Source organism: Ureibacillus sp. FSL K6-2830 (genome assembly GCF_038004145.1).
GTDB lineage: Bacteria > Bacillota > Bacilli > Bacillales_A > Planococcaceae > Ureibacillus > Ureibacillus thermosphaericus.
In genome coordinates this window covers 1,405,627-1,426,232 of sequence record NZ_JBBOQR010000001.1, presented here as the reverse complement: position 1 = coordinate 1,426,232, position 20,606 = coordinate 1,405,627, and the positions used below count along the sequence as shown (strand labels likewise).

The 20,606-nt window shown below is 35.6% G+C and carries 16 protein-coding genes, 2 pseudogenes and 2 riboswitches; of the genes and pseudogenes, 8 read left to right on the top strand and 10 right to left on the bottom strand.

The annotated features are described in order from the left end of the window. Positions 1 to 231: 231 nt before the first annotated feature. From NSU17_RS07015 to istA, 5 genes are all read right to left on the bottom strand, one after another. Complete coding sequence (locus NSU17_RS07015) at positions 232 to 801, bottom strand: hypothetical protein (RefSeq protein WP_016839623.1); 570 nt, start codon at positions 799 to 801, stop codon at positions 232 to 234. A 47-nt stretch (positions 802 to 848) separates the two neighbouring features. Continuing rightward, on the bottom strand, positions 849 to 1,307 hold the full coding sequence (locus tag NSU17_RS07010; RefSeq protein WP_340704671.1) for a hypothetical protein: 459 nt from the start codon (positions 1,305 to 1,307) through the stop codon (positions 849 to 851). Positions 1,308 to 1,492: 185 nt separating this feature from the next. Further along, the gene (locus NSU17_RS07005) at positions 1,493 to 2,617 is read right to left on the bottom strand and encodes an IS4 family transposase (RefSeq protein WP_339287653.1); all 1,125 of its coding nucleotides are present in this window, start codon (positions 2,615 to 2,617) and stop codon (positions 1,493 to 1,495) included. 1,079 nt (positions 2,618 to 3,696) lie between these two features. After that, a complete protein-coding gene (gene istB / locus NSU17_RS07000) occupies positions 3,697 to 4,452 on the bottom strand; it encodes an IS21-like element helper ATPase IstB (RefSeq protein WP_340704670.1) in 756 nt (251 codons plus the stop codon). Beyond that, entirely contained in the window at positions 4,449 to 5,981 is a 1,533-nt protein-coding gene (gene istA / locus NSU17_RS06995; protein WP_340704669.1) for an IS21 family transposase, read from the bottom strand. Before istA ends, istB begins: the two co-directional genes overlap by 4 nt. Before the next feature lie 402 nt (positions 5,982 to 6,383). Between istA and NSU17_RS06990 the strand changes: the two genes are divergently transcribed. Both NSU17_RS06990 and rpsI read left to right on the top strand, forming a co-directional pair. Further along, on the top strand, positions 6,384 to 7,508 hold the full coding sequence (locus tag NSU17_RS06990; RefSeq protein WP_340704487.1) for an IS4 family transposase: 1,125 nt from the start codon (positions 6,384 to 6,386) through the stop codon (positions 7,506 to 7,508). Positions 7,509 to 7,747: 239 nt separating this feature from the next. Continuing rightward, a pseudogene (rpsI, locus tag NSU17_RS06985) lies at positions 7,748 to 7,816 on the top strand (30S ribosomal protein S9); the annotation flags it as partial. Positions 7,817 to 8,103: 287 nt separating this feature from the next. Here the strand turns inward: rpsI and NSU17_RS06980 are convergent. After that, a pseudogene (locus NSU17_RS06980) lies at positions 8,104 to 9,464 on the bottom strand (IS6 family transposase). A 294-nt stretch (positions 9,465 to 9,758) separates the two neighbouring features. Next, positions 9,759 to 10,391, bottom strand: coding sequence for a LysE family translocator (locus NSU17_RS06975; protein WP_016839496.1), 633 nt, complete (start codon positions 10,389 to 10,391; stop codon positions 9,759 to 9,761). A gap of 150 nt (positions 10,392 to 10,541) precedes the next feature. Next, a riboswitch (cobalamin riboswitch) is annotated at positions 10,542 to 10,741 on the top strand. 141 nt (positions 10,742 to 10,882) lie between these two features. Here NSU17_RS06975 and NSU17_RS06970 point away from each other — a divergent pair. The 5 genes from NSU17_RS06970 (at position 10,883) to NSU17_RS06950 (ending at position 16,354) form a co-directional block, all read left to right on the top strand. Continuing rightward, a complete protein-coding gene (locus tag NSU17_RS06970) occupies positions 10,883 to 11,869 on the top strand; it encodes an ABC transporter substrate-binding protein (protein WP_340704668.1) in 987 nt (328 codons plus the stop codon). Next, positions 11,835 to 12,905, top strand: coding sequence for a FecCD family ABC transporter permease (locus NSU17_RS06965; protein ID WP_096550109.1), 1,071 nt, complete (start codon positions 11,835 to 11,837; stop codon positions 12,903 to 12,905). The genes NSU17_RS06970 and NSU17_RS06965 overlap by 35 nt, the downstream gene beginning before the upstream one ends. Further along, a complete protein-coding gene (locus NSU17_RS06960) occupies positions 12,899 to 14,290 on the top strand; it encodes an ABC transporter ATP-binding protein (RefSeq protein ID WP_340704667.1) in 1,392 nt (463 codons plus the stop codon). The genes NSU17_RS06965 and NSU17_RS06960 overlap by 7 nt, the downstream gene beginning before the upstream one ends. Before the next feature lie 37 nt (positions 14,291 to 14,327). Further along, positions 14,328 to 15,149, top strand: a complete 822-nt coding sequence (locus NSU17_RS06955) for a cobalamin-binding protein (RefSeq protein WP_096550111.1) — start codon at positions 14,328 to 14,330, stop codon at positions 15,147 to 15,149. A 134-nt stretch (positions 15,150 to 15,283) separates the two neighbouring features. After that, positions 15,284 to 16,354 carry a PQQ-dependent sugar dehydrogenase gene (locus tag NSU17_RS06950; protein WP_340704666.1) on the top strand — a complete coding sequence of 357 codons (1,071 nt, stop codon included), beginning with the start codon at positions 15,284 to 15,286 and terminating at the stop codon, positions 16,352 to 16,354. A gap of 65 nt (positions 16,355 to 16,419) precedes the next feature. Here NSU17_RS06950 and NSU17_RS06945 read toward each other — a convergent pair whose 3' ends face one another. Together NSU17_RS06945 and NSU17_RS06940 are read right to left on the bottom strand one after the other, a co-directional pair. Next, complete coding sequence (locus NSU17_RS06945; protein ID WP_168412784.1) at positions 16,420 to 17,085, bottom strand: GNAT family N-acetyltransferase; 666 nt, start codon at positions 17,083 to 17,085, stop codon at positions 16,420 to 16,422. 13 nt (positions 17,086 to 17,098) lie between these two features. Next, positions 17,099 to 17,953, bottom strand: coding sequence for a carbon-nitrogen hydrolase family protein (locus NSU17_RS06940; protein ID WP_016839504.1), 855 nt, complete (start codon positions 17,951 to 17,953; stop codon positions 17,099 to 17,101). Between the two features lie 137 nt (positions 17,954 to 18,090). Here NSU17_RS06940 and NSU17_RS06935 point away from each other — a divergent pair, with 137 nt between their 5' ends. Next, positions 18,091 to 18,768, top strand: coding sequence for an SOS response-associated peptidase (locus NSU17_RS06935; protein ID WP_096550114.1), 678 nt, complete (start codon positions 18,091 to 18,093; stop codon positions 18,766 to 18,768). A gap of 345 nt (positions 18,769 to 19,113) precedes the next feature. On the opposite strand, the gene cobT is transcribed toward NSU17_RS06935, so the two are convergent. After that, entirely contained in the window at positions 19,114 to 20,184 is a 1,071-nt protein-coding gene (gene cobT, locus NSU17_RS06930; RefSeq protein WP_340704665.1) for a nicotinate-nucleotide--dimethylbenzimidazole phosphoribosyltransferase, read from the bottom strand. Positions 20,185 to 20,272: 88 nt separating this feature from the next. Then, a riboswitch (cobalamin riboswitch) is annotated at positions 20,273 to 20,447 on the bottom strand. Positions 20,448 to 20,606 lie beyond the last annotated feature (159 nt).

Here is a 20,606-nt window from a genome sequence, read left to right as displayed (position 1 = left end):
TCTTATTGTCTTTTTTAGGTTATTTATATATTACCCTCAATAGATTGAAGCTATTCATGGGCTAAGTGGAATTAAATTATTTTCACAGAAAAAGCCATCTATTAATGAGAGATGATTTTTTATCTATTTATTTAATAGGGACCATTTCACTTTCTGGGCAGCTGCCTCTGCAATTATATATGAAAATAGGTTAGATGGCATTTAAAAAATAGTTCAAATAATAAATAATACTTATTTTTTTCTTAAATATAATCCTTCAGTTGTAGTAATCATCTCAATAAGCTTTCTAGATTTTTCATCTTGATAATATAGAGAAACTATTAATTCATTTACCCAAGCAATCACCTTTAATTCTGGTAAATAGATTATAGTTTGTTCATACCCTCTAAGGCTCAGTTTTAAGAGACATGCTAATTCTATGGGGGTATTAACTTGAATGAATAGATAATCCTTAATTTTTATAAGGTAATTTCTTTCTTCCTCAGAGAGGTAATCTGGTAATCTTTTTGAGAAGTAAAAAGAGCTTTGTACCCATAACGGACTATAGCAGGACAATATTGTTAAAGTATTGATATATTTTCTTTCAACTTCAAAATATTCATTTACTGTTTGCTCTTTTCGAGTAAAAAAAACATCTAGTGGAGAAAACCATTCCATAGTTTTATTAATTATCATTGGAAAACGATCTATCAATACAAAATTTTCTGGATATAAATTGAAAAGCTCTTCTTCATTAATAAATCCATCACTATCAAATGGAATTGAAAGATTAAATGAAGCAATTATTTCTTTATATGTCATATTATTATAGTTCTCTTTCAATTTATAATAAACACCACTTTTCTATCTTAATATCTATTCAATATTTTTCCTTTTTCATCTAATGAAGCAACAGTATTTCCTTTATTATCTTTTAGTTTCCATTTTCTACCTCCATGTCCTGCTGTATTTTTATCTATTTGCCATCCCGTTTTTGGATCTTTATAGGCAGTTTTCCCATTTACTTTATCGGTAAATTTACCCAAATCTACATAACCATCATTATTTAATAGTTTTTTTGGAATTGCTTTGTATGCTATATTAATATTTTCAACTAAAGTTGGTTCTTTCAACCATAATTGATAAACTTCAGCTGCTACAGTTAATCCTGCTGCTGCCCAAACATAATCAGAGATAGCAATTGCTGGTACTACAAGTAATGGTAAAGCAGCAGGCTGTACTGAGTTATCCGTTTCAACTAAGAACTCTTTTTCGTTTACTATGAAAGATTCCTTTTCTAAGTTATTATTTTCCTGAGCATTAACCATTGGAATGTTTGATACTAATAATATTAAAACTGAAAAATATCAATACCGTCGCATAAATGATGTCTGAATTTTCAGTTTTATTTTTTCTGGACTTTAGAGAAAAAACGAAAACACCTAAGCGAGGGTAGTAAACATCCATTTTTTTACTATAACCTATGACTTGTGCAACAACGACTGGCAAACCTTTATGGGACGCCGTTTCCTTCGATTTTTCGTAACCAAATGTGAGCGGATTTCCACAAAGAAGCCTTCAAATAGCGACTAATTTGTAAGTAACTGCGTTCGCTATTCGTGTTCAGCTGAGCTAAAACATTCAGACAGTACACTATCATGGCTACGTACACTTGATTATGTACAGCTTGTTCACTGTGACCAAAAAACTTTTTAATGTTCAGATGTTGTTTCATCCATTTGAAAAAAAGTTCGATTGCCCAACGTGATTGGTAGATTTCTGCAATTTCATCTGCGTCAATGTCAAACCGATTTGTCAGTAAATGAAGCTCATTTCCTTTTGTATCATGCAATTTGAGTAAGCGAAACACGTTTTCAGAACGATTTTGTGGTGTTCCAATGACAACCATTTCATCAGAGAATACGGGTGAATCTTCTGGTAACGAAAAGGATTCTAACACTCGGACAACAGCGTTTTTACGCAAACGGGTCACAAAGAAATAGCCATCTTCCGTCATTTGATCAAAGCGCCCATAATCCAAGTAACCACGATCAAACACGTACATGCATTCTTTGTCATCCACGAATACTTCTAGTTGACCACGATCATGTTCGTTGGCATTCGTGAGTACGGCTTTATCTGGATAGGAGAGTCCTTTTTCCATAAAAACAAGTCGTAAGTGAAGCTTTACTCCTGATTTTGTTTTTCGAAACTCTGCCCACTTATGATTGGTCAAATTAAGCGGTAATGTACTCGAATCAATGATTTTCAAAGGCGTTGTCACTTTTCTTCTTGTTTGGAAATTGGTTTTCCGATGAATTTGTGCCACTAAATCGAGAAAAATCGTTTGAAAGAACTCAGTTGGGATGGTATTGATTCGTCTCCCTAACTGTGAAAAACTAATCGATTCCAATCCCGTTGCTCGTTGTAATTCTTCTAAAAAGACAGCGTCACTCAACGCCCGTAAACTCTCGGTTTCATGGAGTTGGGCATACAAAAGCAGTTTCATAAATGAAGCCATATAAAGCTTCTTGGTATAGTGATTTAATTGATGTGTTTTCACTAGGTCGTCAAATAATGGACGATTAATCGGTGAAAACCATTGTTCAAATGATGTTTTTCGTGTAAACTTATCCATGCTTTTGTCCTTTGTATTGGATTTGGATGGTTTACTACCACCCAACCATTATAAAGGCTTTTTTTGTGTTTGGATTATATTTCAGAAAATTCGGTTTATTTGAAGGTGTTAAATTATTTTAATGCGACGCTAGTGGAAAAATATATTAAAAATTTTTTATTGTACTCATATTTATCTACCACCCTATAAAAATATTTTAGTTATTACTATGCATAGTACCATTTATAACTCGAGTTATTTATATTATAAAATCAACCAGTTAATACAAGGAATAGTATATAATTACCAATTTTGTAAAATATAGATTATGTAATAAAGTGTAAATCATTTTCTAAATAAGGAAAATATTAGTAATAACAACATTTTTATAGTTTTATAGTAATTGAAAGAGTTTCTATTCTTTCAAGTGTGACGGTTAAAATAAGTGATCCAACATTTAAAGTTTACTTATGTGTAGAAATTATTATAAATTTTAAACTTGCCTCCAACAACATTTTGTAGATGGCATTTAGAATGGCATTTGATGTATTTTGATTTGTGCAAAAATACTTCTAATTATTTATTGATCTGTAGTTATTTTGTGTAAAAGTGGTTCGACTCCCGCCGTTTCCATACATTCATGAAAGTTAATTCGTATGCAAAAATAGCTACACTTTTTAGGTGTTTTTTATCCTTAGTTAAAAAACTCACCCATTCCTATAAACATGCTTACTGATATTTTTTGCCTAAAAATTGCACCAATAAGCACCAGAATAGAACGTTAGTTTGAGTTGTTTTTGAGTTATTCTACATAGAGGAGAATAACTCAAAATGTTGAGGGTATTGGGTCTAATGAATTTTGCGTTATCATTCTACAATGAGACGCTAAAATAACCATGTATACGGATATATCAATATATGGGTATATAAATAAACAAGTCTACAAATATATCATATATAGATATGTAAATATACAGGTATAGGATATATAAATGTATGAATATACAGGTGAATTTATGTAACCGTCAAGTAGAATTAAACAATTTTCCACAAATAATTTTAAACAGTTTTCTACAATTAAGATTCAACAGTTTGCTAAATTAAAATAATACCTTTCTGTATTTCATACGAATGCTATCCGTTTCGTTATCGAAAGTGATAATTTCACTCCTATGTAATAAACGGTCAAGTATAGCTATTGTTAAAGTAGGATCACCAAGAAATTTTCCCCATTCATTTGGCCCTTTATTAGAGGTTAGAATGAATGCTGCTTTATCATATAAATCATAGATAAACTGGAAAAATAGATTGGCTTCCTGAGTCTCGTAAGTCATGTACATGACATCATCAATAATAATTAAATCCGAAGCTATAATACGTTTGTAGCGTATTTTAGATTTATTGATATATTCTTTTGTTTTTAAAATATACATAAGCTGATTCATGGAGACAAAGGATACTTTGTATCCTCTCTCCACAGCGTGTATTCCTAATGCAACGGATAAATGTGTTTTTCCTGCTCCTGTTGGTCCCATCAAAATTAAAGTAAAAAATTCTTCAATCCAATTCAGTTCTTTTAATACATTTAGTTGTTTTTCACCAAGAGCTGTTTGTTCCTTCAAATCATAGGTATCAAACGTCAATATTTCTGGGAACTCTGCCCATTTCATTAATCTCTCATTATTTTTCTGCTCTCTACATCGCATCTCATAGCTTAAGATTTCATAAACCAGTTCATGATATGTCCAATTCTTTGCTTCAGCTTCACGGAGTAAATTCGGTAATTCTTTAGCCGTCTCAGCGAGGCGCAAGGTACGACATTTATCTTGTAAAATTTCATAGGGATGATGATTCATTCATTTTCACCTCCAGATAAGACTTTTAAATAAATGTCTTCGGATCGTTCTGGTGCTGATAAATCTTTATACTTCTCATTCAATTCAACGATTTTAGGTGAACTTTTTTGATATTGTACAGATAATGCATGTGCAATATCCCGAAAATCATTTGCACTGGTCATTCCAAGTTTCTTCATTTCAGATAAAGCTTCCTCACAATGATTTGGGTAAATTCTGATGGCTTGTTGTAGTACTTTGAGTTGATCCACTAAATGACGTGGATATCGTTCTTTCAATTTGTGTATTAACCATTGAATATTCTCTTTATCTATGAATGTTTCTTGAATTTGAAGAATTAAAAGATCTCGTTTACTTGTGCTATGTTCCCGATGGGAGGGATCTGTAATAATCAATCCTTTTCCTTCGGATATTCGGTGCTTTGCTAACTCCATCCCAGTTTCTTTCAGTCGAATAATTAACCAACCATCCTCTTCTTGTAAATAAGCAAGATTTGGGGCATCTGCTCTATATGTTCCTTTAGGAACGCTATATCGATTTCCTTCATAACGAATAACATTGTCCTTATGGATATTTCTTGTTATACTTGGAGTTGAAACATTTGCGAAAATGTAAGTACCAGAGACTTTCTTTAAGTGTTGCTTTTCCAGGGCGTGCACTTCAGAAGGTCTCTTTTTCGTATTATGATGAACTTTATAGTTTCCTGTTCTTTTCAACCAAGCGTGGCACGATTGATTCCAATCTGAAAGATGATCGAATACTCGATTTTTGCTAAAATTATTTTTTACAAATTTCACAACCTGTTCAATTTTACCTTTTGATTCCGGATTATTCTTTCTACATAAATAAACATTAAATTTACGGGTATGATGATATTTAGTAAATTCAGCTGTAAGAATTAAATCACCTGCATTTTCACTAACTGCTAATAACGCATCTTGGTCATAGACCATTTCTTCTGGCATTCCTCCAAAGTATTCAAATGCATTTTCATGCATTCGAATCATATCGGAAGTACGAAAAGGTCGATCGAGCCATTCTACATATTTATATCTTGAATGTGATAAAACAAATGCGATAAAATACAACTTTTTATTCTCACCTTGTCTGTTTTTGACGGTAGTTTGTCCAAAATCCACTTGAGCCTGTTTTCCCATTGGTAATTCTGGAACTACACTATATGTCCTCTGAACCTTTACCTTTGGAATCCGATAGTAATCCCTCATTTCGTTTAAATAATTTCGTACAGTGTTCTCAGCGACTTCCCTGAAACCTAACTTTTCTTCCAACCAATCATAAACTTGTGCAGCAGTTAAATCAGGATGTTCCTTCAACCACCCTAGAATTTGATCATGATAAGGGTCTAGTTTCTTTTCTCTTGTACGTAATGTACTTAAAAATTCTTCAAACTCATCAGTACTCATATTCAAATAATCTATCACTCTATTTCTTGAAATATTTAGTTTTCTTGCAATAGCACTCTTGGAGAATCCCTCTTTGTATAAACGATGAATCTCGATGTAAAGCATAAATCTGTTCACTCCTAATTCCTCACTTTCAATAGACTAGTAACAGTATATTTGAAAGTGATTGATGGTGGGGAAACTGTTTAATCTTATTTGGGGAATTCTGTTGAGTTCTATTTGTGGAAAACTGTTGATTCTAGTTTAGCGTTTACAATTTAATATACGTATATATATTTGTGGATATATTAAAATGTCTTTATGTGAATAAAAAGAATGAATGTAGGGGACTATAAATTGAATGTAAATTGACTGTAATTTTTATATTAAAATCACTAGCGTCGCATTAAAATAATTTAACACCTTCAAACAAACCGAATTTTCTGAAATATAATCCAAACAAAAAAAAATCCTTTATAATGGTTGGGTGGTAGTAAACCATCCAAATCCAAAATAAAGGACAATCGCATGGATAAGTCTACACGAAAAACATCATTTGAACAATGGTTTTCACCGATTAATCGTCCATTATTTGACGACCTAGTGAAAACACATCAATTAAATCACTATACCAAGAAGCTTTATATGGCTTCATTTATGAAACTGCTTTTGTATGCCCAACTCCATGAAACCGAGAGTTTACGGGCGTTGAGTGACGCTGTCTTTTTAGAAGAATTACAACGAGCAACGGGATTGGAATCGATTAGTTTTTCACAGTTAGGGAGACGAATCAACGCCATTCCAACGGTTTTCTTTCAATCGATTTTTCTTGATTTAGTGGCTCAAATTCATGAGAAAACACATTTTCAAAAGCGAAGAAAGCTGACAACGCCTTTGAAAATCATTGATTCGAGTACATTACCGCTTAATTTGACCAATCATAAGTGGGCAGAGTTTCGAAAAACAAAATCAGGAGTAAAGCTTCACTTACGACTTGTTTTTATGGAAAAAGGACTCTCCTATCCAGATAAAGCCGTACTCACGAATGCCAACGAACATGATCGTGGTCAACTAGAAGTATTCGTGGATGACAAAGAATGCATGTACGTGTTTGATCGTGGTTACTTGGATTATGGGCGCTTTGATCAAATGACGGAAGATGGCTATTTCTTTGTGACCCGTTTGCGTAAAAACGCTGTTGTCCGAGTGTTAGAATCCTTTTCGTTACCAGAAGATTCACCCGTATTCTCTGATGAAATGGTTGTCATTGGAACACCACAAAATCGTTCTGAAAACGTGTTTCGCTTACTCAAATTGCATGACACAAAAGGAAATGAGCTTCATTTACTGACAAATCGTTTAGATTTAAGTGCAGTTGAAATCGCTGAAATCTACAAGTCACGCTGGGCGATTGAACTGTTCTTCAAATGGATGAAGCAGCACCTGAACATTAAAAAATTCTACGGTCACAGTGAACAAGCCGTCCACAACCAAGTGTACGTTGCGATGATTGTGTATTGTTTAAATGTATTAGCACAGCTGAACGTAAATAGTGACCGAAGTTATTTACAAATTAGTCGTTATCTAAAGGCATCTTTATGGAAATCGGCTCACATTTGGTTACGAAAAATCGAAGGAAACGGCGTCCCATAAAGGTTTGCCAGTCGTTGTTGCACAAGTCATAGGTTATAGTAAAAAAATGGATGTTTACTACCCTCGCTTAGGTGTTTTCGTTTTTTCTCTAAAGTCCAGAAAAAATAAAACTGAAAATTCAGACATCATTTATGCGACGGTAGTGTATTAAAATATAAAAATTATGATTTATTCTACAAAACTATAAAAAATTGATATATCAAGGTCCTGTGTAAGTTTATATAAAGTAGTAAAATTTGCGAATAAAAGAACGTAAAAAATACGGTCTTAAAGGCGCTCGTCGCGCACCACAATTCTCAAAACGTTAATATTATCAACGTTATCAAACCCTCTTCTCGCTTTCGGGGGTAGTGTCAAAAGTTCTATGAAAACTCAGTATTGGAAGGATGTGTTCTAACGAAAATAGAGAAAATGCCGCCGCAATCGCTCTTGACAAACACGTCAATGGTTTGATTTCGAACCAACAAGGGCGAAGGGAACAAAAAGAAGGCACACCAAAGAAGCCCTTGCCAATTCCCATTTTAAACCATTGACTGGTTCGGTTTGTCAAGAGTTCGCTTCGCCGATGCTGGTAAGGGCTCTGCTAAACAAAAAGTTAGGCAGTTTGCTCTACTAGCCATTGTTGAGCTAAACCAATCAGTTTTATCCAACGTGCAGGCATATTCGGCAGTTCTTTTAGTTCTGGAATGACTACAGGCACTTTGCCTTCCAGGGCTGAATGTGGCCGCAAGAAGTTAAAATAAGCCACAAACAAAGTCACATAAGAAACGGATCCGTGATCGGATCCAAATCCGTGTGTCGATCTGTAATTACCCTTAAATGTTCGATTCAGTCTTTCAATAATTTGTTTTAGCGGTCTGTATTCCGTTGAAACCGGGTCTTCGTTGGTTAGTCCAATGACCTGCTTCACATCAAACGTAATACCGTGCTGGGCAAAAAAGTGTTGTGCTAAAAGGTAAATCGGATTGCCATCTACGACAAAGGTGAGGTCTTCAGGAATCTCTTTCATCTTCCATAAGACCTCATCAATCGCGCGAATGGCTGATACTGTATCACGATTTGGAGAAACAGGGTAGGACAGAATAATTTTCTTTACCGCATCAAAAAAGAAAAAAAGATAATGCCAACGGCCATTCACCTTAATGTATGTTTCGTCTCCGCAGAATTGATCAGAAAGCTCGTAAGGATAATGATCCACATAAGGTTTGAGCAGAAGTGCTACGCTGTTTTCGTAATTCAATATACTCTGGTGAGAGATGGGTACACCATGAACATCCTTCATCAGTGCAGCTGTTTTCCGAGCCGATAAGCCATAGTTTACATGGTAGGTTAAAATGACAATGTGTGCGGTGACACATGAAGCCTGGACAAATCCACTTTTGGCTTCTTAGGTGAATGTTTGGCTAACGGCTGATAATCAATTTGAAACTGACGGAATATGTATCGAACTTTAAAAGACTGAGGATCCTTTTCGAACTGCTTTTTCTCTTTTTTAGACATTCCTCGCAGTTTCTTTTTGTAATACGGACAGTCATTGTTTTTGCACTTAAATACGAGAAAATCTTTTCTTTCCTTGATCTTCTCGAGTGTTTTCGAACAGTGTGGACATTTTAGTACAGCCTCCTTGGCATATTGATTCTTTTTATTAAACAGACACGCACACACCTTGCATTGATAAGGTACTTTACCTTTTGAATTGGAGCGTCTCTGAACAGGTTTGAGAGGTTTCCCGTTCTTCTCCAAATATTCTTTGAGAAGAATTTGATAATCAAGCTTTTGTAGAGTTTCAATGATTGGCAGCTCATCCACCTGGAGTTTTTGATAAGGCTTATTGACAGGCTTTTCAGTTGGCTTATCAAACATGTTTTTTCCAATCAGAAGGGTAAGTAATGTTCGAATCATTTGATCTTGGTACTTGATATATTCAAGCAAATAGGTTAATAATTGAGGTAACAACTTGTCACTTCCTTCATTAGGGATTTTTGAGTGTGTGGTTACCTCATAAATACCCTAATTTTAAGGGGGTGGCAAGTTTTTTGTTTATAAAACCTTATATATCAATAAATCATCTAGATTTTATCTATAAATTTTTGACAATACGCTTTCGGGAAGAGGGGTGTTTTTATGAGAAATTTGTTTTGCTGATACCGCTTAAATTTGTATTTTTAACGTGAGCCGTAGACATTCATTTCATAAATTTTTATCCGCTAATAAAACAAAGACCCTCGACTAATTCGAGGGTCTCAATTATTATGGGTTGGCTTTTTCAAGGGCAAGTCTTAAACCAAAACCAATCAAGATGGCACCAGTAATTCCTTCGATAACTTTTTGAGTGCGAGCATTTTTTATAAATGCACTAATATGATCGATTAAATAAATATAGAAAATGAACCACAGGGCCGTAAGAATGGTATAAGTAATTCCCATAATAAGGAACGGCATAAATGTATCGCTACTAGTATTTACAAATTGAGGGAAGAAGGTTAAGAAAAATAGTGCAACTTTAGGGTTTAATATATTAGTTAAAAATCCTTGTTTGAAACAAGATGTATTACTCAATGTACCTTCTTGCACAAATTCTACCTCTACTTCATCTTTCTTTTTTCTCAAAGACCAAAAAGTTTTAATTCCAAGATAAATTAAGTAAATGGCTCCAACATACTTAAAAATAGAAAATAAAAAGGCTGATTTTACAATGAGCGCAGATAATCCTAATATCGCGGCAGTAGTGTGAATTAGCAGGGCACAACAAGTACCTAAAGCAGTTTTCATTCCGCCAAATTTGCCACGAGTAACAGTGTTTTTAGTGACGATGGCAAAATCAGGGCCAGGTAAAAGGATTAACAAAACACACATCAAAACAAATAGAAAAAAGTTTTCCATCATTTCATTCCTTTCGAACACGAAATTTCAGAATATTTATTGTTAAATTGTATTCAGTATTAGTGTTTTTTTCAATGGCCAGAAGCAAGATAAAAAACAATTATTTTACAAGGTACGGTTATTCTACTATAATGGCACTAGAACGAATAATTGAATAACAAACAAATAGGTTTCTTAAATGTAAATTCATTACATTTAAGACTAAGAGGGAAGTTGGTGAAAATCCAACACGGTCCCGCCACTGTAATCGGGTAGGTAGTTGCAATTATCCACTGTGTTGTTGAACATGGGAAGGAGTAACAAACCGATGACCCGTAAGTCAGGAGACCTGCCTATTTGTATTTAAACATCCTTCGAGGAAAGGAGAGTTTAAAAAGCAGAGGCCTTTTTCGGGTCATGCATACAGAATTCACATACATATCTGCTTTTTACAACGCTTTTCGAGAAGGAGAAGCGTTTTTTTTGTTTTCAAAAAAAGGAGGAGATAAAAGATGTTGAAGTGGAATCGAGCAATACTTCTAGCAGTGGTTCTATTATTAAGCATCACAATCATTGCCGGTTGTGGTAACAAAGAAAGCAAAGAAAAGAATGAGCAAGCAGGTGGAACTGGGACAGAGGAAACGGAAACAACAAAGAAAGCTGATTTCCCAGTAACACTAACGGATGATGCAGGAAGAGAAATAACGATTGAAGAAGAACCTGAAACAATCGTATCCATCCAAGCAAGTAATACGGAGATTGCTTTCGCCTTAGGATTGGGCGACAAAATAATCGGTGTTTCAGATTATTGTAATTACCCGGCTGAAACAGAAAATATTACAAAGGTGGGAGGACAGGACATTAATGTGGAGCTAGTTCTATCTCTCCTTCCAGATATAGCACTAGTGACAGATTATCATTACAAAGCTCATCCGACAGTATTAAAACAATTTGAAGAGGCGGGTATTCAAACCATCGTCGTTGGTAGTGCAACATCTTTTGAAGATGTTTATGAAAACATTGAAATGATTGGTTTAGCCACTGGAACAAAAGATAAAGCTTTAGAGATTATTGCTGATATGAAAAAACGTCATGAAGCCATTAAAGAGAAAGCGAAAGCCGTTGTAGATAAAAAAAGAGTTTGGGTTGAAGTATCACCAGAACCAGATATTTTTACGACTGGAAAAAATACCTTTATGCATGAAATGTTAGAATCCATCCAAGCCATTAACGTAGCAGGTGATCAAGTAGGATGGGTAAAGATGAATGAGGAAGAAATAGTAAAATTAAACCCGGATGTGATTATAACGACATACGGCCATTATATAGAGAATCCAAAGGAACAAGTACTTGCTCGTAATGGTTGGCAAGCGGTTCCTGCGGTAAAAAATGGCGAAGTTTACGATGTGGACAGTGATACAGTAACAAGACCAGGCCCTCGTTTAATTGAAGGAGTCGAGACTCTTGCGAAACTTATTTATCCTGAAATTTTTGAATAATAAAATTGGTTGGATTTATGTAGGGAGTGGTATTCTTTTTGCCGCGGCAATCATTTTAGGTTTATTTATAAGCAGTGTACCCGTTGCTGTGGAAAAAATTATCCACATAATATTTGAGAAAACCCTCCATATCACTTGGATGGAAGTACCAAAAAATGAGGAAATGATTATTTGGAATATTCGATTGCCGAGAGTCATCCTTGCCTTTTGTGTTGGGGCATCCCTATCGCTAGCGGGGGCTGCTTTCCAAGGCCTTTTACGAAATCCATTAGCAGATCCATATACAATTGGTGTATCATCAGGCGCCTCTTTAGGAGCAGTGTTAGTTATATTTTTCCAAGTTACCATAATAGGATTAGGAAATTTTACGCTTCCAATCGTCGCAATTGTAAGTGGTTTTATCACTTTATTAATTGTATTTGGGTTGGTAAGGCTAAGCAGTAGAAGTTTAGCAATCGAAACGATTGTGCTTGCAGGTATTATCGTCAGTTCCTTTATCAGTGCCATTGTCTCTCTAATCATTTCATTGGGAGATCGAGATGCAATGACCCAAATTCTTTATTGGTTATATGGGAGCGTTGGAATGAGAGGTTGGGAATACATACAACTCATCATCCCGTTTATGATATTGGGGACATTCATTTTGTTAATTCATTCTCGAGAATTAAATGCCTTTGCACTTGGTGAAGAGGCTGCAGATCATATTGGTGTCAATGTCAAAAGAGGCAAGACTATGATATTAATTGGTGCATCGTTATTAACTGGTGCATCGGTTGCTGTTTCTGGTTCCATTGGTTTTGTTGGTCTCGTCATCCCTCATCTTGTACGACTCCTTGTTGGACCAAATCATCGACATGTATTACCGTTGTCATTTATCATTGGTGGTACTTTTCTAATGTTTGCGGATTTGCTGGCTCGAATTGTTATTGCACCGCGAGAATTGCCAATTGGAGTTATAACAGCGATTATCGGTGCACCGGTATTTGCGTTTCTGCTAATAAGAGAAAAGATTGGAAGGGGCAAAAATAGATGCTAAAGATTCAAAATGTGACGGGTGGATATAGCAATAACCCAATCCTAAGAAATATTGATATAGAAGTACAAAATGGTGATTTTTTTGCCCTTCTCGGCCCAAATGGAAGCGGAAAAACAACGCTCTTTAAATTAATTACCGGTCAGTTGCCTATTCAAAAGGGGAAAGTATTGTTATCGGGTAAGGATCTCTCATCTTATTCAAAATTAGAAAAAGCAAAGAAAATCGCAGTTCTTTCCCAAGAAACTTCTGTTTCTTTTGACTATACAGTTGAAGAAATCGTCAGTCTTGGGCGATACCCTCATCAAAAAGGAATATTGAAAAATTTATCAAAAAAAGATTGGCATATAATTGAAGAAGTAATGGAACTAACGAAAGTAACCGAATTTAGGCATACTCAATTTCGAAAGATTAGCGGCGGTGAAAAGCAACGGGTGCTATTAGCAAAAGCGTTGGCTCAAGAACCGGAGCTACTACTGTTAGATGAGCCTACAAATCATTTAGATATAAAACATACCTTTCAACTATTAGATTTATTAAAAAAGAGACAAGAAGAAAAAGGATTAACGATTTTTTCAATTTTACACGATTTAAATGTGGCATCGCTTTATGCAGACCGATTCGCACTGCTGTACAACGGTAGTTTATTAGAAGTTGGGGATGCAAGCTTACTAAAGGAAGTAGATACTTTAAATAAAATATATCAAGTACAAATCCATGTCCAACCGCATCCAACAGTCCCTAAACCGCAACTATTACTAGCACCAAGTTTACCGAATTCAACACATTCTACGTTCTTTAAGGGAAATTATAAAATAAACAACAATGAACAATTTGTTCATGTTCAATTTCAAAAACCACTACGAACGATATCAAATGGAATGGTAGGAAATGGTATACAGTGGATAAAAGATTATTGCATCTTTTCGTGTAAACAATATTCCACAATTCCCCCAGAGGAAGAAATACAAACCATCATGGAACAATATTCTATTACTCCCGAACAAACGGTTGCAACAATTGTTGAAGGGAACATAGGTGATGTCGTTGAAGTTGAGAGAGAAATTGAGGATACAAAAATTCTCATCATCGTTACACCTACGAAAATGAATGAAAAAATTCGCGGATTCAATATGATGGTTTTTATGGATGGACATTTTAACGAGGGAGCTTTAGTTAATAGTTTGCTTATTGCAACAAAAGAAAAAATGAAAGCAATGCAACAATTTGGAATGGATGAAGCTAATGAAACAAATGAGGCTCTCTATTTAGCGGTTACGCAAAAAGGTGATAAGTCAGTAACGCAAAGAGCTGTCGAGGCAACTTTGCGAGAGATGGTACAACTTGCTGTAAAACAAGTATATCAAAAAGAAAAAGTTGTTGTTTGATTGAACAATTGAATACTTTCAATAAAGGGGGAGTATGGTGAGATTAATCTCCATTTGTCCAAGCAATACAGAGCTAGTAGGTTATTTAGGTTTGACACCTTCACTTGTTGGAGTAGATGACTACTCCGACTGGCCAGAAGATATTCATCAATTGCCGAGATTAGGTCCTGATTTAGATATTGATATAGATAAAGTAGAAGCATTGCAGCCTGATTTAGTATTGGCATCCCTCTCAGTACCGGGCATGGAAAAGAATATTGAAAGGCTGGAAAAACGGAATATTCCATATTGTATAGTACCTAATCCAAACACATTAACGGAAGTGGGAGAAAGTTTATTATTCGTTGGCAATGCAACAAACACAAAGGACAAGGCCAAGGAATTGTACGATCAATATATTCATTTGCTTGAACAATATCGCAGTTTATCAGAACAAGTTGATAATCCAAAAACCGTTTACTTCGAATGGTGGGCAAAACCGATTTTTACCCCTGGTGCAACGAATTGGTTAACCGAAATGTGTGAGCTTGCTGGAGGGCGAAATATTTTCCAAGATATACACAAATCAAGTGTCCAAACAGATTGGGAAGAAGTGAAAAGCAGAAATCCAGACGTATTTTGTGTGGCTTGGGTAGGAGTTGAAACGAAAAGAGTCAATCCAAAAGTAATATTAAAAAGACCAGGTGTACATGAGATAAAAGCAATTCAAATCAATGAATTATATATTTTAGAAGAATCTTTATTTTGCCGTCCTTCACTAAAACTCGCACAAGGTTTAGTGAAATTAGGTTCTATCTTACATCCTCATATTTATCCTTCATATGATCAAAAGAAAGATCCATTATTAGATAATAAGTAAATCCTGCTCATAGAGAGTAGGATTTTTTGTTTGGTTGCAATCATTCAATTATAGCTATTAAGATTCATCTTAAAGGATTAGTGTATCAAAAAATGGTTAAAGTTAATGATAGAAAAAACTCAAGGGGGACGGACATGAAGATTTATATTCCTTTTTTAATAATTGCTTTAGTCTTAACTGGTTGTTCACCTAAACAACCACCGAAAGCAAATGAACAAAAGACTGAAACTACAGCAAGCCAACAAATAGAAATCATAGCAACTGATCTTCTTATTCCGTGGTCCATCAACAAAATAGGGAATACATTCTACCTTTCTGAGCGTGGCGGAAATATTGTAAAAGTAGAAAACGGACAAGTGGAAAGACAGCAAGTACAACTCGAAAAACCTCTTTCAACGGCATCGGAAGCTGGTTTTTTAGGATTTGTCTTAGCACCAGACTTTGTCGAATCAAATCAGGCTTACGGATATTACACTTACGAAGATGATACAGGTCAATTTAATCGCATTGTTCGCTTAAAGCTAGAAAATGATACTTGGAGAGAAGAGGAAGTACTACTAGATCAAATTCCAAGTGGACGGGTTCATCATGGAGGTCGACTTAAAATTGGCCCAGATGGTAAACTTTATGCAACAACTGGCGATGCATTACAGTCTGATAGCGCTCAAGATGTTAACTCATTAGGTGGAAAAATTCTCAGACTTAACTTAGATGGATCGATTCCATCCGATAATCCTTTTCCTAACTCTTACGTATATAGTTTTGGACATCGAAATCCTCAAGGTTTAACATGGGCACCAGATGGAACGATGTATGCAAGTGAACATGGCAATAATGCGAATGATGAAATAAACCGTATTGAACCTGGTAAAAACTATGGTTGGCCAGAGATTGAAGGAACTAGAGAAAAAGAAAATATGGTTGCTCCTCTCTTTACATCAGGCTCAGACAATACGTGGGCTCCTTCCGGAATTGCCTATTTTGATAACAAGCTTTACGTTGCCGCTTTAAGGGGTAGTGCTGTATTGGAATTTAACTTAAATACTGGTGCAAATAGAAAAATCGTTAATGGACTTGGTAGAATTCGTGATGTCTTAATTGAGGAGAATAACTTGTACTTTATCACCAATAATACAGACGGTCGTGGAAACCCAGAAAGAAATGATGATAAATTATATCGCATTTCGCTATCAGCTATCGATTAAATCGAAAAGATTGGAAAAACATGGGGCTGCTCACAGTCATGATTCCTTGAGAGCCCCATTATTGCTCACTTTTTAAACGGATTTTTCCACTCCATTAACACTCCATAATTACAGGATTCTTCATCTTCTAAATAGTTTTCAACAATCGCAATAGGGACACGCCCGCAACTTAACAGAAAAGTGATAACGGGATCTTGTAATGTTCCGTTGATGACCGCCTCTAAATACTCTTCCACACTCATCTTATCCGCATATTTGCTATAGCCCGGTATTCTTCCACCACCTAAAAGGCGATCTAGTTTCTTTTCGATTACAATATGATACATTGTCTGCATCATGAGTTTACCAAGGCCTAATGAACGAAAGCTTGGTCGAACACAAATATCGACAATGTATAAAGTATTTCCATTTGCATCATGATTTGTAATATAACCATTGTCGGTTATTTCTGCCCAAGAATGTTTTGGTTTGGCAGGGTCAAATTGTACACAGAGACTTGTTAAGGAACTAGCTAGTTTTCCATCAATTTCAACACATATAGCACCTTCGGGAAAAATATTAATATGATTTTTTAATTGTTTTTCATTCCACAATAGTTCTTGTGGAAATGGTGGAGGGAAAGATTCAACTTGAAGGTCGATTAGCTGTATAAAATCTTCTTTTCTATAATTACGAATGACGATAGGAACGGCTTTTTGTCCGATAAAAATAAACTGTTCGCTCCTGTACATGGATTCACCTCCACTACCAATCCGTATATAAATCGGTTCTACGATCTTTCCATGTTGTTACTGAACCATGGTTCCTTACTTCATAGAGAAGGTTTAAATCTAAATCAGCGGTAATAATCATATCTTGATTGACTTCTCCTTCTGCTAAAACCCCTTTTGGAGGGAAAGGAATATCATTAGGAGTGATAATAGCTGCTTGACTAAAGTTCGATCTCATAAAGTCAACAGTCGGAAGTGAACCTACTGTTCCAGATAGAACGACATATACTTGATTTTCTATTGCCCGAGCATGACTTGTATATCGAACACGATAATACCCGTGTTGGTTATCGGTACAGGAAGGACAAAAAATGATATCGGCTCCTCGCGCTTTCGCTATACGTACAATTTCAGGAAATTCAATATCGTAACAAGTTAAAATCGCAATCTTTCCATATTTGGTGTCAAAAATTTTTAATTCTTCTCCTTTTGCCATATTCCAAGCGCTGATTTCAACTGGCGTGATATGCAGCTTTTCTTGTCGCATAATGCGGCCTTCAGGGTCAAAGAAAAATGCGGTATTTCGTAGTTGATTGTTAACTTCTACTACATGTGTTCCGCCGATAATATGGATATTGTATTTTTTAGCTAATTTAAGAAATAAATCTTCATATTGTTCTGTATAACTAGGTAAATCATGGATTGTTTGATTTGAACCATTTTGTTTTTTGAAAGAAAGTAATTGAGTTGTTAAAAATTCTGGAAACACGATAAAATCCGAATCAAATTCCAAAGCGGTTTTGATGTAGTGTTCACATTGCATGGCAAAATCTTCGAATGATTGAATCGTGTGTAAATGATATTGAACTGCAGATACTCTTAATTTCATATGCTTTGCTCCTTTATTACAGTAATTGAAAGTTCGGATATTGCTTTCCATACTGTATTTTTATCATACTGTTTTTTTATGATGAAATGAAGTAGAAAATACTTATAATGGAAACTTTAATTTTTTGGGGGATGGCTATGTGCGGTCGATTTACGTTGTTTTGCTCGTATCATCAGTTGATTGAAGAATTTGATGTAGCAGAGGCTTTTTCCGAGGAGTTATATAAGGAAAGTTATAATATTGCTCCAAGTCAACAAATTGTAGCAATCATTAATGATGGAGATAAAAATCGTATGGGGTTCTTAAAATGGGGATTCCTTCCTTCGTGGGCAAAAGATGAAAAGATAGCATCGAAAATGATCAATGCTCGTTCTGAAACTGTCGACGAGAAACCAAGTTTTAAAAAATCATTTTATGAACGGAGATGTATTATCCCGATGGACTCCTTTTACGAATGGAAAAGGGAAGGAAATTCGAAAGTCCCAATGCGAATAAAGAGGAAAGATGACGCAGTATTTGCAGTTGCGGGATTATGGAATACATGGCGGAGTCAAGAGGGAGAAAAGATTCATACGTGTACGATCTTAACAACGAAGGCAAATGAATTAATGGCCCCAATCCATGACCGAATGCCGGTCATTTTAAATAAGGAACAGCAAAAAGAATGGTTAGACCCTCATTTAAAGGGGCGAGAGAAATTAAAATCGCTGCTTAAACCTTGCCCTTCAGAGTGGTTAACTGCCTATCCAGTATCTAATCTAGTAAATTCTCCGAAAAACAATTCAAAGGAATTAATTGAAAGAGTTTCTTTATGATAATAAAGGAGGCGGGGACATAAACAAAAAATGAAAGGGGGAGTTGAAATAGTTTTGATAAAAAATTGAACTAACGAAAAATTGATTGAAGTGACGGGCGAGTGCTCCTGTCGCGCACGCTTAGTCGCAAAGCGGAGCAAGCTCAAGGAAGTAAATTCAAAGCTTTCCTGCGACGAGCCCTCTCGAGACACCGCAGGAGCGAAACGATGAGCTCCGAGGAGGCTCGAGCCGGGCCCGCGGAAAGCGTCCCCGGAACGGAAATCAATTTTAATAACATATCAAAAAAACATCATTTTCTCCAAGGAGAAAATGATGTTTTTTTAGATTTGTCCCAACCTCTATCTTTTAAACTGTTTGACTCCCCATGATTTTTAGCATATATTGATGGGATTCTTCTAAAGTAGTCATGGTGTTCATCATAGAACATGCGGCATCAAGAATAGGAAAAGCAAGGGCTGCTCCTGAACCTTCGCCTAATCGCATATTCATATTCAACATAGGCTCTAACCCTAATAACTCGTTTACAATTTTTGCTCCAGGCTCTTCTGACAGATGGGATGGAATAATGTAATCCTTCACTTTCGGTTCTAATTTATAAGCAATAAGTGCAGAAACTGTGGAAATAAAACCGTCCACTACTACAGGAACACGATTTGCTGCAGCACCTAGGACTACGCCTGCCATTCCCCCTAATTCCAAACCGCCAACTTTCGCTAACACATCAATTGGGTCATTTGGATTTGGCGTATTTATGTCAAGAGATCTTCGAATGACGTCAATCTTATGTTGAAGACTATCTACCCCAGCTCCCATACCTGTTACAATAGCCGGGTCACAACCACAGAATGCTGATAGGACAGCACTACTTGGAGTGGTATTACAAATTCCCATTTCTCCAGTTGCTAAAACATGGATACCTTGTTTCACTTGTTCATCGGCAATTTCAATACCTACTTCAATCGCTTGAATCGCTTCTTGTCGTGACATTGCTGGTCCCTTAGCCATATTATCCGTTCCGTATTTCACTTTTTTGACGATGACTCCAGAATCTTTTGGTAAATCTTCTTTAATGCCAATATCTACTGGAACGACTTTTGCACCTACTGCTTTTGCAATAGCACATACTCCTGTAAACCCTTTAGCAAAGCCAATTGCCTGCATTACCGTTACAAATTGGGGGTTATTTGAAACATTTTCTTCATATACTCCGTGATCCGCAGCTAATGAAATAACCGCTTTATTGGATACATCAAGCTCTAGTTTCTCAGATATTCCAGCAAGTTGTATCGCGATTTGTTCTAATTTTCCTAAACTGCCTGGCGGTTTACAAAGAGCATCTACTCTTTCTCTTGCTTTTTCCATCACTTCTTTATTAAGTTGTTTAATGTTTTGTAATGTCGATTGCAATAGTTCCAATTGAATCTCCTCCATTGATTATTGAAATAAGAAAAGTCTGCAGTTTATTGGCATGCCAAATAAACTACAGACTTTACCATCGTACTGTATGTTTTCAAGTAATTAGGCAGGTCTCCTGGCTTAGGTTCATCGCAAATATAGGCCTTCCCAGTTTCCCAGTGGCATTTTCTATATTGCTCCCCGATACAGTGGTGGGTCCGCTAAAGATTCTCACTTTATTCCCTATTCTCCCTAAAAAGGGCACCTAATTACATAGATATACTTTTTAAATAATCTAAAATGAAATGAAACTTTAGTCAAGTTTTTTGAAAACTTCCATTGCCTAAATGATTATTTTAGTGGTGAAATATTATGGAATCTATTCAGTTATAGTTGGAAATGTAAGGGTATCAACTTGACGGTTAGTATACAATTGTATACAA

Excerpts from the sequence above, each read along its gene's own strand:
- NSU17_RS07015 (WP_016839623.1), bottom strand. The coding sequence starts at position 801 with ATGACATATAAAGAAATAATTGCTTCATTTAATCTTTCAATTCCATTT.
- NSU17_RS07010 (WP_340704671.1), bottom strand. The coding sequence starts at position 1,307 with ATGGTTAATGCTCAGGAAAATAATAACTTAGAAAAGGAATCTTTCATA.
- NSU17_RS07005 (WP_339287653.1), bottom strand. The coding sequence starts at position 2,617 with ATGGATAAGTTTACACGAAAAACATCATTTGAACAATGGTTTTCACCG.
- istB (WP_340704670.1), bottom strand. The coding sequence starts at position 4,452 with ATGAATCATCATCCCTATGAAATTTTACAAGATAAATGTCGTACCTTG.
- istA (WP_340704669.1), bottom strand. The coding sequence starts at position 5,981 with ATGCTTTACATCGAGATTCATCGTTTATACAAAGAGGGATTCTCCAAG.
- NSU17_RS06990 (WP_340704487.1), top strand. The coding sequence starts at position 6,384 with ATGGATAAGTCTACACGAAAAACATCATTTGAACAATGGTTTTCACCG.
- NSU17_RS06975 (WP_016839496.1), bottom strand. The coding sequence starts at position 10,391 with ATGGAAAACTTTTTTCTATTTGTTTTGATGTGTGTTTTGTTAATCCTT.
- NSU17_RS06970 (WP_340704668.1), top strand. The coding sequence starts at position 10,883 with ATGTTGAAGTGGAATCGAGCAATACTTCTAGCAGTGGTTCTATTATTA.
- NSU17_RS06960 (WP_340704667.1), top strand. The coding sequence starts at position 12,899 with ATGCTAAAGATTCAAAATGTGACGGGTGGATATAGCAATAACCCAATC.
- NSU17_RS06950 (WP_340704666.1), top strand. The coding sequence starts at position 15,284 with ATGAAGATTTATATTCCTTTTTTAATAATTGCTTTAGTCTTAACTGGT.
- NSU17_RS06945 (WP_168412784.1), bottom strand. The coding sequence starts at position 17,085 with ATGTACAGGAGCGAACAGTTTATTTTTATCGGACAAAAAGCCGTTCCT.
- NSU17_RS06940 (WP_016839504.1), bottom strand. The coding sequence starts at position 17,953 with ATGAAATTAAGAGTATCTGCAGTTCAATATCATTTACACACGATTCAA.
- NSU17_RS06935 (WP_096550114.1), top strand. The coding sequence starts at position 18,091 with ATGTGCGGTCGATTTACGTTGTTTTGCTCGTATCATCAGTTGATTGAA.